Genomic DNA, 13,760 nt, shown 5'->3' on the forward strand with positions numbered 1-13,760 from the left:
CAGGATCCTGAGGGGCACTGAGCCATACACAGAAGGCCGCAATAATGAATTTTAAACGCTACATCTGTTGTTTGCTGCTCCTGCTCCTTCCCTGGCTTACTCACGCTGGCGATGGCGCTGATTTTGCCGCCGCCAGCCGCACGCAGCAGGCAACGTTACTGCTACAGTGGGCCGCTGCGCCTCAGACCAATCGCCTGCCGCTGTTACAGGCGCTGCGTAAAGAAAGCGTAGTAATTGACCAGAACAAGCAGCCGTTCAGCAAACAAGACGGCAGGCTTATTCCGCTGGACAGCGCTCTGCAACCCAGCGGCGATACGAAAAAGCTGTTTATGAATAACCGGCTGCGTCTCCTGATTGCCAGCGCTCTGGCCGCACACCAGTTGGTGAGTGACGATCCTGCAATCCGATTAAGTGCCGCACAGCAGCTACAGAATGACGGCGCTGCCGATCAGCTGCCGCTGATTGAACAACGCCTTGCAGTAGAAAAAGACCCGCAGGTGCATAGTGCGCTGATCATGGCAGCCGCTAACCTGCAACTTGCCAGCCCCGATGCGGCAGTGCGTCTCAGAGCCGTTACGCTGCTTGGCGGATCTACCGATCCCACTATGCAGGCCAGCCTTAATCGTTTGACCCAGACCAGCAACGAACCTGACGCCAGGGTGCGCGCCGCTGCCGCTGACAGCCTGCAACAAATCAGGCACCGACTGATGTGGGGTGAGCTGTTTGGTCAGGCCTTTACCGGCCTCTCACTGGGTTCCATTCTGCTGCTGGCTGCGCTCGGTCTGGCCATCACCTACGGTCTGCTCGGCGTGATCAATATGGCTCACGGCGAGATGTTAATGCTGGGGGCTTACGCCACCTGGTTTGTCCAGCATCTGTTCCAGCAGTTCGCACCTGAGTGGCTGGCGTGGTATCCGCTGCTGGCGCTTCCGGTGGCGTTTACTGTGACCGCCGGGATGGGCATGCTGCTGGAGCGCACCATTATCCGGCATCTGTATGGTCGTCCACTGGAAACGCTACTCGCCACCTGGGGCATCAGCCTGATGCTGATCCAGCTGGTGCGCATGCTGTTTGGCGCGCAAAACCTTGAGGTAGCCAATCCAGGCTGGCTCTCTGGCGGGCTTCAGGTGCTGCCCAACCTGGTGCTGCCGTATAACCGTATTGCGGTGATCCTGTTTGTGTTTGCTGTACTGGCGCTCACCTGGCTGCTGCTGAATAAAACGCGCCTGGGCCTCAATGTCCGGGCCGTAACGCAAAACCGGGCGATGGCGGATTGCTGCGGCGTCCCGACCGGACGCATTGATATGCTGGCATTTGGCCTCGGTTCAGGAATTGCCGGGCTTGGCGGCGTGGCACTGTCACAACTTGGTAATGTGGGGCCTGAACTCGGCCAGGGCTACATCATCGACTCTTTCCTTGTGGTGGTTCTGGGTGGCGTAGGGCAACTGGCGGGCACCGTAGTAGCAGCCTTTGGGCTGGGCATTCTTAACAAAATACTGGAGCCACAGATTGGCGCGGTACTGGGAAAGATCCTCATCCTTGTGTTGATTGTGCTGTTTATTCAGAAACGCCCACAGGGCCTGTTTGCCTTCAAAGGGAGGGTAACTGACTAATGAGCCAACCCATAACCTTAACGCTGGCGCGTAAAATGCCGCGCCTGAGCATCAGCCTTGGCGCAGCCTTCACCGTCCTGCTGCTGGCGCTGCCATTCTGCGCACTGTTACCCGCCGCGCATCCGCTGGCTATTTCAACCTATACGCTGACGTTGTTCGGCAAAATACTGTGCTATGCGGTTGTTGCCGTGGCGCTGGATTTAGTGTGGGGTTACGCCGGTTTACTGTCGCTCGGACATGGTCTGTTTTTCGCGCTGGGTGGCTATGGCATGGGCATGTACCTTATGCGTCAGGCTTCGGGCGAGGGCTTACCCGCTTTTATGTCCTTTTTGTCATGGAGCGAGCTACCGTGGTTCTGGGCAGGTACTCAGCATTTTGCCTGGGCACTGTGTCTGATCATCCTTGTGCCTGGCGTGCTGGCGCTGGTGTTTGGCTTCTTTGCCTTCCGCTCGAAAATCAAAGGGGTGTACTTCTCAATCATGACGCAGGCGCTGACTTATGCGGGCATGCTGTTGTTCTTTCGCAATGAAACCGGCTTTGGCGGCAATAATGGCTTTACCGGTTTCACAACCTTGCTCGGCTTTAATGTCACCGCCACCAGCACACGCATTGGGCTGTTTATCGCCACGCTGTTGCTGTTGTTGTTCAGTCTCGGTATTGGCTTTGCCCTGGCGCGCAGCAAGTTCGGCCGCGTGCTGACAGCGGTACGTGATGCAGAAAACCGGCTGATGTTTGTAGGCTATGACCCCAGAGGATTCAAACTTTTTGTCTGGACACTCTCTGCGGTGTTATGTGGGCTGGCTGGCGCGCTCTATGTACCGCAGGTCGGCATCATCAACCCCAGCGAAATGTCGCCGACCAACTCCATTGAAGCGGCCATCTGGGTTGCGCTCGGTGGCCGCGGCACGCTGATTGGTCCGCTGTTGGGCGCGGCGATAGTGAACGGTGCTAAGAGCTGGTTCACCGTGGCTTTCCCGGAGTTCTGGCTGTTCTTCCTTGGCCTGATGTTTATCCTTGTCACGCTGTTCCTGCCGCGTGGGGTAATTGGCCTGCTGCGTCGGAGGCGTAATGACTGAAAAACTTTTTACTCAACCTCACCCGGCAGATCGTCATCGGGGGAAGACAGACCCCGTTTTACAGCTGAACAACGTTAACGTCTCTTTTGATGGCTTTCGGGCGCTGACCGATCTGTCACTGGAGATCGGGGTTGGCGAACTGCGCTGTGTGATAGGGCCTAATGGCGCAGGCAAAACCACGCTGATGGATGTGATCACCGGAAAAACATGTCCTGACAGCGGGCTGGTGATCTATGACCAGGACAAGGATCTGACCAGAATGTCGTCAGTCGAGATTGCGCGTGCCGGCATCGGCCGCAAATTCCAGAAACCCACGGTATTTGAGGCGTTAACGGTGTTTGAAAACCTGGAGATCGCGCTGAAAAACGATAAGTCTGTGTGGGCCAGCCTGCGCGCCAGGCTGGATGGTGAGCAGCAGGATCGCATTGATGAGGTGCTCAAACTGCTGCGCATCGGCGGCGAACGCCAGCGCAAAGCCGGGTTGCTGTCTCACGGTCAGAAGCAGTTTCTCGAAATCGGCATGCTGCTGGTGCAGGAGCCACATCTGCTGCTGCTCGACGAGCCGGCTGCTGGCATGACCGATGCGGAAACCGAATACACAGCCGAGCTATTTCGCAGTCTTGCAGGCAAACATTCGCTAATGGTAGTCGAGCATGATATGGGCTTCGTGGAAGCCATTGCCGATCATGTCACGGTACTTCATCAGGGCCAGGTGCTGGCTGAGGGGTCGTTACGCGAAGTACAGGCGGACGATCGGGTTATTGACGTTTATCTGGGGCGCTGAAATGCTGCAAGTATCAAAACTGCATCAATATTATGGTGGCAGCCATATTCTGCGTGGTCTCACTTTTGAGGCGAAGCCAGGCGAAATTACCTGTCTGCTCGGACGCAACGGCGTAGGCAAAACGACCCTGTTAAAATGTCTGATGGGGCTAATCCCGGCTAAATCGGGTGAGATTCGCTGGCAGGATAAGGTGATTAACAGCCGTAAGCCGCACCAGCGCATGCAGTCAGGCATTGCCTATGTTCCGCAGGGACGCGAAATTTTCCCACGCCTGACGGTAGAAGAAAATCTGCTGATGGGCCTGGCACGCTTCTCCGGCTCAGAGGCTAAAAAAGTGCCGGAAGAGATTTATCAGCTGTTCCCGGTGCTGCGGGAGATGAAAGCGCGACGGGGAGGGGATCTGTCCGGAGGTCAGCAACAGCAACTTGCCATTGGTCGTGCGCTGGCCGGAAAACCAGAGCTGCTTATTCTGGATGAGCCTACAGAGGGTATTCAGCCCTCTGTTATCAAAGAAATCGGTGAAGTTATTCGCCAGCTGGCAAAAAAAGGCGATATGGCAATTCTGCTCGTGGAGCAGTTTTACGATTTTGCAGCCGATCTGGCAGATAGCTATCTGGTAATGTCGCGGGGAGAAATTATCCAGCGAGGGAGAGGCGAGGATATGGAAAGCGAGGGTGTGAGAAATCTCGTAGCAATCTGACTCGTCTGGCGGGTGATTACCCCGCCTTACAACGGGAAGGGGGGCCTATCCCCCGCTTTGTACCAGAGGCGGGGGTTATGACAGGGGCTGATTAACGTATTACGCTTCCTGTATCTAATGCCCACGTAAGGCCAGATCTATTAAAGAGCGTTGCTCTGTTCAGCAATGATTCATTTTTATATGATTTGAAAACCTGAATCCTCACTGCACAGATGCCCTTATGGAACAGATATCTATTGAGCGACTGACAGGCCTTATAGCCTTTACTCGCGCGGCATCACTTGGCAGCTTTTCCGCAGCCTCCAAAGCCCTGGGTATTTCTCCTTCAGCCGTCAGTAAAAGCATTGCCCGGCTGGAAAAGCAGATGAACCTGTCGCTTTTTACCCGCACGACGCGCTCCCTGCATCTGACTCAGGAGGGCAGAGTACTCTATGAAAAAGCCCTGCAGCTTTTGCAGGAGGCCGAAAATATTCAGCAGGCAGTTATTTCTGCCAGAAGCCGGCCCTCTGGCTTGCTGCGAGTGACGGCGCCCTGGCCCATTGCAGTCCATATCCTTGCCCCGGCTCTCCCCGCTTTTCATGAACGCTATCCAGATATTTTTATAGATATTCGTATCAACGATCAGGTCAGCGATATGACGGCAGAGGGCATTGATGTGGCTCTCAGGGTAGGGAGTATTCCGGATTCACGGTTAATTGCTCGACGACTGGGCCACCACCGTATTTGCGCATTTGCCTCTCCCTCTTATCTGAAACGTAAAGGCACGCCTGTGCATCCTGACGAGCTAAAAGATCATGACTGCGTTAATTTCCGCTTTCAAAGCACAGGCCAGGTATTTCGCTGGGCATTCAGTATCGATAATGAAATAGAGGAATATCCCGTTAATGCCTGGATGATGGCGGACGCCAGCGAGATCGTTTCGGGCGTTGTCATATCGGGCGGCGGAATCGGATTTTTGCCCACCTATATGAGCGCGCAGCATGTAAGAAACGGAACCCTTGTTCCTGTGATGCCAGCCTTTGCTTTCAATCGCGCCTGGATCACCGCCTTATGGCCTGAAAGCCGGCGTAACAGCATAAACGTGAGGGTATTTATCGATATGCTGAGCGAAATTTTCGCCTCCCCGACACCCTGGGAGAATGACCTGAAAACAGTGGAAGAAATAACAAACCCGCCACGCTAAAGCTGCATAGCTGCCATGCTGAAAGTGAGATTCACGATGATTACTAAACACGTCAGCCTGTAAGCCTGCAATTTTTTAGTGACCTCTCTGCTTTGTTACCTGAAAGTTCCAGGCTTTTGCTGTTATTTGTTCCATCATGGCACTTACAGAGTGAGCATTAGCGCCATTAAATCAGCAAATGAAATCCCCTAGTATGTTCGTGAACGGTCATTTACCGAATCCAACTTTCCCGGAGTTAATCATGAACACAACAGAAGCGCTGTCCGTCACGTCCAGACCAAACGGCATCACAGGTAGTCACGTAATGATTTTTGGCGGAAGCTCCGGCATCGGCCTGTCTACAGCGATTCAGGCAAAAGATGCCGGAGCAAGAGTCACCATCATCGGCTCAAATCCTGCTCGTACTGCCAGCGTCGCGATGCAATATGGTTTTAACTGGCGCAGTGCGGATATTACCGACAGGGAGGCCGTCAACGCAGCCTTGTCAGACGTTGACGTTGTTGATCATCTGGTACTTCTGGCAGGCTCCTTTGTGGCAGGAAAGATAATGGAAGCCGAACCCGACTATTTGCGCCGCGCTTTTGACGAGCGCATCTGGGCCTCAGTCGATATTCTTCGAGCGCTTGGCGACCAACTCAGCGAAACTGCATCCGTCACGTTTATCTCCGGCGTCCTGGCTGACCGCCCCAACGCAGCGGGCACCGCTGTGCTAGCCGCGGCTTCTTCAGCTATGGAAGGCTTTGCCCGCGGTCTTGCCCTGGAGTTAGCGCCACGCCGCTTTAATACCCTTTCACCAGGCACCACAAATACTGTTCTGCTCGGGCGTACGCTCGGTGCAGCGCGCGACGGTTACATCGCTTCCTTAAGTGCGCAGCTTCCCTTAAAGCAAATTGTTTCCGCAGATGCGGCGGGCGCCGCCGTGTTGTTTCTGATGCAGAACCCTTTTATGAATGGCGAAGTAGTGCATATCGATGGTGGACAGCGACTCGTCTGAGCCGACCAGCCTTTAACCAGGAGGAAGAGAATAATGAGTATGCTTTTTGAGCCTCTGCAGCTGGGCGCCATTATGGCACCGAATCGTTTCATCATGGCGCCAATGACGCGCGCCCGTGGCACAGAAGATAACGTGCCCACCTCGATAATGGCCGATTATTATGCTCAGCGCGCTTCTGCTGGTCTGATTATCAGCGAAGCTATTGGTATTTCCCGGCAAGGTCTGGGCTGGCCCTATGCCACAGGCATATGGAATGCGGAACAGATAGCGGGCTGGCAGCGCGTCACCTCAGCAGTGCATGCCGCAGGCGGGCGGATCATTGCGCAGCTCTGGCATATGGGCCGCGTGGTGCACTCCAGCATGGGTGGGGAACAACCTGTTTCGGCGTCAGCCACCACTGCGCCCGGACATGCTCATACCTATTCAGGAAACACGGCATATGAACAGGCGCGCCCGCTCGAACTCAGCGAAATCCCGGTGATTATCAACCAGTACCGACAGGCAGCCAGAAATGCCATAAACGCGGGTTTTGATGGCATTCAGCTTCATGCCTCGAATGGCTATCTTATCGATCAGTTTTTACGCGACAGTGATAATCACCGAACAGACAACTATGGCGGTTCAAAAGAGAATCGCATTCGCCTGCTGGCCGAAATTACGCAGAGTGTTTCAGATGAGATTGGCGCAGACCGCGTTGGCGTACGTCTTTCCCCCAATGGCGAGACTCAGGGCATACGCGACTCCGATCCTGTTCCACTTTTTCGCATGGCGCTGGGCATGCTTTCAGAAATAGGGATTGCTCACCTTGAGTTAAGGGAACCACCGGTTGATGGCACCTTCGGCGTGGGGGAGCAGCCTCCGCTGGCTGAGGAGCTGAGACCTTATTTTCGCGGCCCCTTAATCCTGAACTCAGACTTTAGCGTCGCTCGGGCTGAGCAGGCTCTGAAAAAGGGAATCGGTGATGCAGTAAGCTTTGGCCGACCCTTTATTTCAAACCCGGACTTTCCAGAGCGGGTCGCCCGGGCGATGCCGCTAACCCCAAACGATCGCAACACCTGGTTTACTCAGGGTGCAAAAGGGTATATCGATTACGTCTGAAATTAAGCCTGGCCTGAACAGCAACGACTTATTGTAGTGAAAACTAAAACATATCCTCGTGCAGCGGTACCGGCAGTGCCCTGCAAAGGGGTATTCAGGCGGCAACGTCGGCGGTGCAGGGTCTGGCGGGTGGTAATATTGGGCAGGCTGTGACCGGCGCGGCTGCGCCTTATCTTGCCGAAGTCATTCACAACATGACCACCACGAAAGGCCCGGACGGCAAAGAGGTGGTGAACACCGAAGCGAACCTGATGGCACACGCGGTGGTGGGTGCGGTCACGGCGTATGCAGCAGGAAATTCAGCGCTGGCGGGTGCATCGGGCGCAGTAATGGGCGAGTATATCGCGCAGCAGCTTTACCCAGACGTTAAGCGGGAAGACCTGAGCGAGGAGCAGCGGCAGACGATAAGTGCGCTGGGCACGCTGGCGGCGGGTCTGGCAGGCGGCGTTGCCGGAGACAGCATGGCGGATGCGGTTGCCGGAGCGCAGGCGGGTAAAAATTCGTTGTAAAACAACAACCTTTTATTACTAAGGCCAGCGCCGGTACTTGTTCCGGGGCTCCCGCTGAGTCCAGGCGATAAAGTTGTTCAGGATGCGAATAACAACATCGCATCGGAGCTGGATAAGGCGCTGAAAGGAACGGGAACGAAGGCAGATACGCCGCCGATCACGGATGGCCCTTCGATCGTTGAAGCGCGCGATGAAGCTGCAAAATCCCGCGATCCGAATGTGTCGAAAGATCTGACTGACGCAGAAAAAGCGGAGCTGGGCGGTTCAGGATCGGGAACGCCGGGCGGCTGGGAACCTCAGGATGAGGAGAATGCGAGAAATAATGAACAAAAGACGACTGTTGATGAGCTGATGTCTTCATCATCAAAAGGTCAGGAAACGACAGGTCGATCAAAACTTTTTGAAAGAACAGGTGGGAGTGAAGCTGCTAACAAAGAGTTCGATCTGTTAAGACCTACTGAAATTAAAGATATTCCTGGTGGCCGAGTTGGTAAACTTACTGATGGAAGAACTGTAGTTGTCAGAGAGCGTAGTACAGATGGTAGGCCCACTTTGGAAATACAATCTGGTAAGAATAGAGTTAAGTTTAGATATGATGAGTGATGCCATATGACTGAGAAAATTTTAAGTATTGATATCGGAGTTCATTCCTTTAAAAATAGTTATTTAAAGGATGTTAAGTATTTTTCTGGAGCGCTCGAGCTGACTTTTTCCTTATTTGATGGGGGTGTTAAAAGTGATTTTCTGGTTACTTTTGAATGGATACACTCTTTTCGTGTAACAGATGAAGGCGACTTGCTAAAAATGCAAGATGACCTGAACGGTCAGATGATTACAGGAATTTATACAGTAGAAGGATCTCATTATTTATCATGGTTTAATGAGCAAAGCGCCAATATCCATGATGAGGGTTCTATAAATCATTACTTAATAGTTACAGGTGATGATGTTATTGAAGTACTGTCTTCTGTTAGTCCAACAATAATATCTTGTTAATAGAAAGCCCAGCTTCCACGGCTCGGTTTTGCTTTATAACCAGTCAGTTACCTGATAAGGGCCGCTATTTTATTAACCTTATCATCACCGCCACCGACAGCACCAACACACCAACAGCAGCAGGGGCGGCAGTGTCGGCATCGGTATCGGCGTGGGATCGGGTGGCGAGCGTCAACGCGGCGAAGGGCAGTGAAAAAGGCAACAGGCTGACACACAGCGAGACCACGCTGGATACGGGCAACCAGCTCAGCCTGACCAGCGGGCGCGACACGACGCTCACGGGCGCGCAGGCAAACGGCGGAAGCGTGAAGGTTGACGCGGGCCGCAACCTGACGCTGCCCTCAGAACAGGACAGTGACCGCTACGACAGAGCGCCAGCGTGGGCGGCAGCTTCACCTTCGGTTTGATGACCGGGGCGGCGAACGTGAACGTGAGCCGGGATAAGATGCACAGCAACTGGTAGAGCGTGGCGGAGCAGACCGGTATTTTGCAGGCAGGGACTGCTTTGACGTGAAGGCCGGTAAGCACACGCAGCTGAACGGTGTGGTCATCAGCTCGACGGCGACGGGTTGCAGCGGGAACATGGCAACCGCTCGGGAAAAGCCATTCCAATAAATCCGATGAAAACCGGAGTATTGAATGATGACGGGAGTGTGCAGGGAGCAGCCAGTAAAGTTATAGTAACTAACAATAGCAAGGGGTTAACTATTGCAGAAAAGATAGGGATATTACGTGATGCAGCTAAAAGTAATAAAGGTAATTTTGGTTTAGGAAGTGCTACGGCTAAAGAAGCAAATACTCTTGGTGAGGCAGGGTTGGGCCTGGGTATAGAGTATCAAAAGACGGAACATCATGGGTCAATGTTGATGGACTTAGAATCTATCGACTGCCCTCAGCTAAACCAAACAGTACTAAAGCTACAACAGGAATGCAGGCAAATTTTGAGCAAAAAATTGAACCGGGAAACGTCCCATCAGTAACGGTCATTTGGATATAACTCAATGAAAGCGATCTTAAAAGAAATCCGATCATTAGAAATAGAAGATATTCTTATTAATTATTGGCCAGAAGATCCTGAAGTTTTCGGTAGCTGGATCAGAGCAATTATTGGACCAGATGATCAAGAGGGAGGCGAGTTTTTTGATATGTTAATTTGTACGCCCAAATGGTTACAAGGTGAAGTCGAAAGAAATGGCATTTTTTTAGGTAAAGGAACAATTATTATCGATGAGTATAATTTTGATAAAATTATTGTTTTTATAAAACAACAGATCAGTAATAGCTGTGCAGATGATTGGCTTGGCATAACACAAAAACTGAGCCGCATTAGTTTTTGGGAATATGAAGATTATGATTCTAATTGAATGAATAAAGTTAAATGATTACTGAGAATGAACTCCATGAATTTAAGTAGTCAATATTTACCGGAGTTACGGTGGGGATAGGATCTTTGGTTCTGCTTTTCTCATCAGGAACACGCATACTGATCCAGCGCCACATTTAAATGTGGGGAGGGAAAATATTTCCACATCGGACATGGCGAGGATTTATCAACATGTAATCTTCTTTTTCCATATCTTAATCAAGAAGTTGAGTTATGATCTTTATTAAATGGAGAAATGCTAAAATTGTTTTTTGGTGACAAGAAGTATATATGTTATCCCTGAAAGGAATAGTTTTGAGTCGTATGTAATTACTACAAGTCAAGGTGATTGTCCCGTAATCGCTTATTGATAAAATCCTGGTCAGCAATCCGATCTTTATGGAAGAGGAAAAGCAGTTGCTCTTTTTTACCGTCACTTAGATTTGCTGGCCGGTTCTGAAATCTGCCTCGGCCAGCCAGTTTCCCTTAAAGTTCTTGTATGTGACCCGGGCTGAGCAGACCCTAATAAATGGAACCAGTGATGCAATAAGTTTTGGTCGGCCCTTTATTTCAAATCAGGACTTTCTAAGCAGATCGCTCAGGCGATGCCGTTAACCCCAAACGATCGCGACACCTAGTTTACTCTGGGAACAAAAGGTATACCGATTACGTCTGAAAATAAGCCTGGTCTGAACAGCCGCGCCTCATTGTAGCGAAAGCCAACACATCTCATGCAGCGGTACCGCTAGTACATGAAAATAAAAATATAGTGCTATTAATCGTTCAGGGAGAAAAGGAGAGAAGGAAGTATCCAGAACAGCCCACGCTACGTATTACTGATATCTAATTTAACATAATCATGATTATGCGCACTTAAGCTATCCGAAACCACTCTTAAGGATAGCCGTTAATATTAAGCTTCACATCAGCAAAACGCCTTGCAGCCGCACCAGATTAATCCTTGCGTCCTGACTACCTCAGTATGAAAATGAGAATCATTACTCAACAAAATAAGGATGTTGCCGTGAGCAGAGTTTTAGCCCGCCGCTGGTTGTTGTTCCTCACTAGTTTGCTTTTCATTCATAACGCCGTTGCCCAGGATGAAGCCTGGCCGCGTCAGTTTCAGGATCGCCACGGCGCCCATACCCTGACAAAGGCTCCGCAGCGTATTGTTTCAACGAGCGAGACCCTGACCGGCTCGCTGCTCGCCATTGATGCTCCGGTTGTCGCCAGCACGTCCACTACGCCTTCCAGCCAGATTTCCGACCCACAGGGCTTTTTCCGTCAGTGGGGAGATATTGCGCATCAGCGCGGAGTCGCCAGGCTTGGCTGGGGCGAAATCAGCGTGGAAAGAGTTGCGATGCAAAGGCCGGATCTTATCTTGATAAGCGCCACGGGCGGCGACTCTTCGCAGGCGCAGTACGATCAGATGGCAGCCCTGGCCCCGGTTCTGGTGGTCAGGTATGACGATAAAAGCTGGCAGCAGCTCTTAATGCAGCTGGGCAGGATCACCGGCCATGAAGAGCAGGCGCAGCAGCGCATTCAGGAAGCAGAAAAAGCGTTTGAGAAAATGAAGCAGGAAATTAGCCTGCCTGCGCAGCCGGTAAACGCCATGGTCTGGGATGAGATAACACAGTCGACCAGGGTTTTTACAGCGGATTCAGCGCAGGGGCAGTTCCTGATCAAGGCGGGGTTCAAACTGGCGTCGCTGCCGGAAAATGTTCAGCCGCGCGCCACGCAGGGTAAACGCCAGGATATCGTCCAGCTTGAGGGAGAGAGTCTCGTCAACGGCCTGACCGGAAAAACGCTGCTGCTGTTCGCCGCTGACGAAAGCGATAAAAAAGCCCTGCTCGCCAGCCCCCTGCTCGCCCACCAGCCCGCGGTGAAGGCTAAACAGGTTTACGCCATGGGATCGGAAACGTTCCGCCTCGACTATTACAGCGCGATGGGGCTTATTGCCCGGATGAACGCTTTGTTCGGCACAAAGCCCTGATTTGCGCGTCGTCGAACAGCATGGCTGAAGCCGGCCGCGCCCGCGTAAAGCGACCCTTTAGTTGAACGCAGCGGCCTTAGGATCCGGCTGGCGCGTCTGCATGAGATGCTGTCCGAGCAGCCAGCAAACGCCATCAGTTAAGCCTCCGCGCCAGCACAGCACGTCATGACCGCCGTGGTAGCTGCGGTAATGTACTTTATGCCCGGCCTCAAGCAGCGCCTGACGCATTTGCTGATTCACAAAAAGAATGTCCTGCTCAAGCAGCCCGGCTTCCTGAAATATGCGCAGCGGAACGGCGTTCGGCCGCCGTGAAACCTGCTGAGTGAGATAACCTTTCTCGTGCTGCTCGCGCGCTTCGTAGTGGGTCATAAACTTCATGTTTGGCCACCAGAAAGAACCTGACTGAGTGAGCACGCAGCCGAACCGCTGCGGCCAGTTAAGCCCGGCGTACAGAGCAGCGAGACCGCCATAGCTCTGCCCGGCCACCACGGTTGACGCGGGATCGTCAGTAAAGGGAGCGATCTCTTTGGCAAGAGGGAGAAGCTCTTCCTGTACCGCCAGCCAGAAATCAGCGTTGCAGGCCAGCTCGCGGGAACGAGTGACGTCGTCAATAGCGTCAATCATCAGCCACGCCGCCGCAGGCAGATCCCCCTGCCGGGTTTGCTGTTCCAGCACCGGAAGCAGCGACATGCTGATTGCCCAGTTCTGCCCGTCCAGCACCACTACCAGCGGCAGATCTGCCTCTTCTGCCTCTTCGGGTCGCCAGAGCCAGCAGCGTCGCCGATTACCCAGCCGCGTGCTGTTCCATTCAAGGCGAAAACGTTTTTCATCAACCTCAGGCGCGCGCCCGGCATCAACTGCAAGCCATGCCTGCTGGCTGAGAGCCTCAGGCAGATGAATGCCGGACAAGCGCACCCCGCGAGCGTTGCCATGCGGCGCGCAAGGATTTAGCGGGTCAGCAATTGCGAAAGGAAAAAGCGAGCGCCACCACGCGCGCTGCTGGTTGCACTGCTGTTCGGGCGTCCCCTTCGGCTGCGGCGGAAGCTGCGCTTCACCGATCGGAATCAGGCTGTAGCTGCCGCGCCAGTCACTGGCTTGCTGAACCGACCCGGTCCAGATATCGCTACCGGGCAGACGCTTAAGACTAACGGGCGAAAAACTGTGATGATTTGTTACGCCGTTTATATCGAGGTAGACCCGGCAAATGGAAGAGGCAATTTTATTGCCCTGCGGATCGCGCCAGAAAAAGGTCAGCTTCAGGCGTGATGCATCTGACGTCTCTTCTACAATCGGCGTGCCGATCTCCGCTATCAACTGCCACCACGCCTGGCTTCCTGCCTCGTTTTCTGCCAGTAAAGCGGCGGCCGCTCCAGCTGAAAATGGCACCATATTCCCTCCTGCTATGTCTGCAAAACGCGTTACTTGTCGGTGTTAAATAACGAATGTATTGG

At 53.0% G+C, this 13,760-nt stretch carries 14 protein-coding genes and 1 pseudogene; 14 read left to right on the forward strand and 1 reads right to left on the reverse strand.

Annotated features, from left to right (window positions below):
• Positions 1–44 precede the first annotated feature (44 nt).
• From urtB to fepB, 14 genes and pseudogenes are all read left to right on the forward strand, one after another.
• Positions 45–1,613 carry an urea ABC transporter permease subunit UrtB gene (gene urtB, locus EKL29_RS10755; protein ID WP_126689647.1) on the forward strand — a complete coding sequence of 523 codons (1,569 nt, stop codon included), beginning with the start codon at positions 45–47 and terminating at the stop codon, positions 1,611–1,613.
• The gene (urtC, locus tag EKL29_RS10760) at positions 1,613–2,689 is read left to right on the forward strand and encodes an urea ABC transporter permease subunit UrtC (protein WP_126689648.1); all 1,077 of its coding nucleotides are present in this window, start codon (positions 1,613–1,615) and stop codon (positions 2,687–2,689) included. The genes urtB and urtC overlap by 1 nt, the downstream gene beginning before the upstream one ends.
• Positions 2,682–3,473, forward strand: a complete 792-nt coding sequence (gene urtD / locus EKL29_RS10765; protein ID WP_126689649.1) for an urea ABC transporter ATP-binding protein UrtD — start codon at positions 2,682–2,684, stop codon at positions 3,471–3,473. The genes urtC and urtD overlap by 8 nt, the downstream gene beginning before the upstream one ends.
• A gap of 1 nt (position 3,474) precedes the next feature.
• Positions 3,475–4,173 (forward strand): urea ABC transporter ATP-binding subunit UrtE, encoded by a 699-nt coding sequence (gene urtE / locus EKL29_RS10770; protein WP_126689650.1) that lies wholly within the window; start codon positions 3,475–3,477, stop codon positions 4,171–4,173.
• 220 nt (positions 4,174–4,393) lie between these two features.
• Positions 4,394–5,356, forward strand: a complete 963-nt coding sequence (locus EKL29_RS10775; protein WP_126689651.1) for a LysR family transcriptional regulator — start codon at positions 4,394–4,396, stop codon at positions 5,354–5,356.
• 241 nt (positions 5,357–5,597) lie between these two features.
• On the forward strand, positions 5,598–6,350 hold the full coding sequence (locus tag EKL29_RS10780) for an SDR family oxidoreductase (protein WP_126689652.1): 753 nt from the start codon (positions 5,598–5,600) through the stop codon (positions 6,348–6,350).
• 39 nt (positions 6,351–6,389) lie between these two features.
• Entirely contained in the window at positions 6,390–7,448 is a 1,059-nt protein-coding gene (locus tag EKL29_RS10785) for an alkene reductase (RefSeq protein WP_311779011.1), read from the forward strand.
• Positions 7,449–7,513: 65 nt separating this feature from the next.
• Positions 7,514–7,954, forward strand: a pseudogene (locus EKL29_RS10790) (VENN motif pre-toxin domain-containing protein); the annotation flags it as partial.
• A 222-nt stretch (positions 7,955–8,176) separates the two neighbouring features.
• On the forward strand, positions 8,177–8,560 hold the full coding sequence (locus tag EKL29_RS10795; protein WP_126689655.1) for a hypothetical protein: 384 nt from the start codon (positions 8,177–8,179) through the stop codon (positions 8,558–8,560).
• Positions 8,561–8,566: 6 nt separating this feature from the next.
• Positions 8,567–8,953 (forward strand): hypothetical protein, encoded by a 387-nt coding sequence (locus tag EKL29_RS10800; protein WP_126689656.1) that lies wholly within the window; start codon positions 8,567–8,569, stop codon positions 8,951–8,953.
• Between the two features lie 131 nt (positions 8,954–9,084).
• Positions 9,085–9,360 carry a hemagglutinin repeat-containing protein gene (locus EKL29_RS10805; RefSeq protein ID WP_158618930.1) on the forward strand — a complete coding sequence of 92 codons (276 nt, stop codon included), beginning with the start codon at positions 9,085–9,087 and terminating at the stop codon, positions 9,358–9,360.
• 213 nt (positions 9,361–9,573) lie between these two features.
• On the forward strand, positions 9,574–9,933 hold the full coding sequence (locus EKL29_RS10810; RefSeq protein ID WP_126689658.1) for a hypothetical protein: 360 nt from the start codon (positions 9,574–9,576) through the stop codon (positions 9,931–9,933).
• A 21-nt stretch (positions 9,934–9,954) separates the two neighbouring features.
• Positions 9,955–10,317 (forward strand): immunity 8 family protein, encoded by a 363-nt coding sequence (locus tag EKL29_RS10815; protein ID WP_126689659.1) that lies wholly within the window; start codon positions 9,955–9,957, stop codon positions 10,315–10,317.
• Between the two features lie 1,023 nt (positions 10,318–11,340).
• Entirely contained in the window at positions 11,341–12,309 is a 969-nt protein-coding gene (gene fepB / locus EKL29_RS10820) for a Fe2+-enterobactin ABC transporter substrate-binding protein (RefSeq protein WP_376749682.1), read from the forward strand.
• Between the two features lie 57 nt (positions 12,310–12,366).
• Here the strand turns inward: fepB and fes are convergent, their stop codons facing one another.
• Entirely contained in the window at positions 12,367–13,698 is a 1,332-nt protein-coding gene (gene fes / locus EKL29_RS10825) for an enterochelin esterase (RefSeq protein WP_126689660.1), read from the reverse strand.
• Between the last annotated feature and the right edge of the window lie 62 nt (positions 13,699–13,760).

The sequence above is a fragment of the Pantoea sp. YU22 genome (assembly GCF_003970755.1).
Classification (GTDB): Bacteria; Pseudomonadota; Gammaproteobacteria; order Enterobacterales; family Enterobacteriaceae; genus Pantoea; species Pantoea piersonii.

Excerpts from the sequence above, each read along its gene's own strand:
- EKL29_RS10775 (WP_126689651.1), top strand. The coding sequence starts at position 4,394 with ATGGAACAGATATCTATTGAGCGACTGACAGGCCTTATAGCCTTTACT.
- urtE (WP_126689650.1), top strand. The coding sequence starts at position 3,475 with ATGCTGCAAGTATCAAAACTGCATCAATATTATGGTGGCAGCCATATT.
- EKL29_RS10815 (WP_126689659.1), top strand. The coding sequence starts at position 9,955 with ATGAAAGCGATCTTAAAAGAAATCCGATCATTAGAAATAGAAGATATT.
- urtB (WP_126689647.1), top strand. The coding sequence starts at position 45 with ATGAATTTTAAACGCTACATCTGTTGTTTGCTGCTCCTGCTCCTTCCC.
- EKL29_RS10810 (WP_126689658.1), top strand. The coding sequence starts at position 9,574 with ATGAAAACCGGAGTATTGAATGATGACGGGAGTGTGCAGGGAGCAGCC.
- EKL29_RS10780 (WP_126689652.1), top strand. The coding sequence starts at position 5,598 with ATGAACACAACAGAAGCGCTGTCCGTCACGTCCAGACCAAACGGCATC.
- urtC (WP_126689648.1), top strand. The coding sequence starts at position 1,613 with ATGAGCCAACCCATAACCTTAACGCTGGCGCGTAAAATGCCGCGCCTG.
- EKL29_RS10785 (WP_311779011.1), top strand. The coding sequence starts at position 6,390 with ATGCTTTTTGAGCCTCTGCAGCTGGGCGCCATTATGGCACCGAATCGT.
- fes (WP_126689660.1), bottom strand. The coding sequence starts at position 13,698 with ATGGTGCCATTTTCAGCTGGAGCGGCCGCCGCTTTACTGGCAGAAAAC.
- urtD (WP_126689649.1), top strand. The coding sequence starts at position 2,682 with ATGACTGAAAAACTTTTTACTCAACCTCACCCGGCAGATCGTCATCGG.
- EKL29_RS10800 (WP_126689656.1), top strand. The coding sequence starts at position 8,567 with ATGACTGAGAAAATTTTAAGTATTGATATCGGAGTTCATTCCTTTAAA.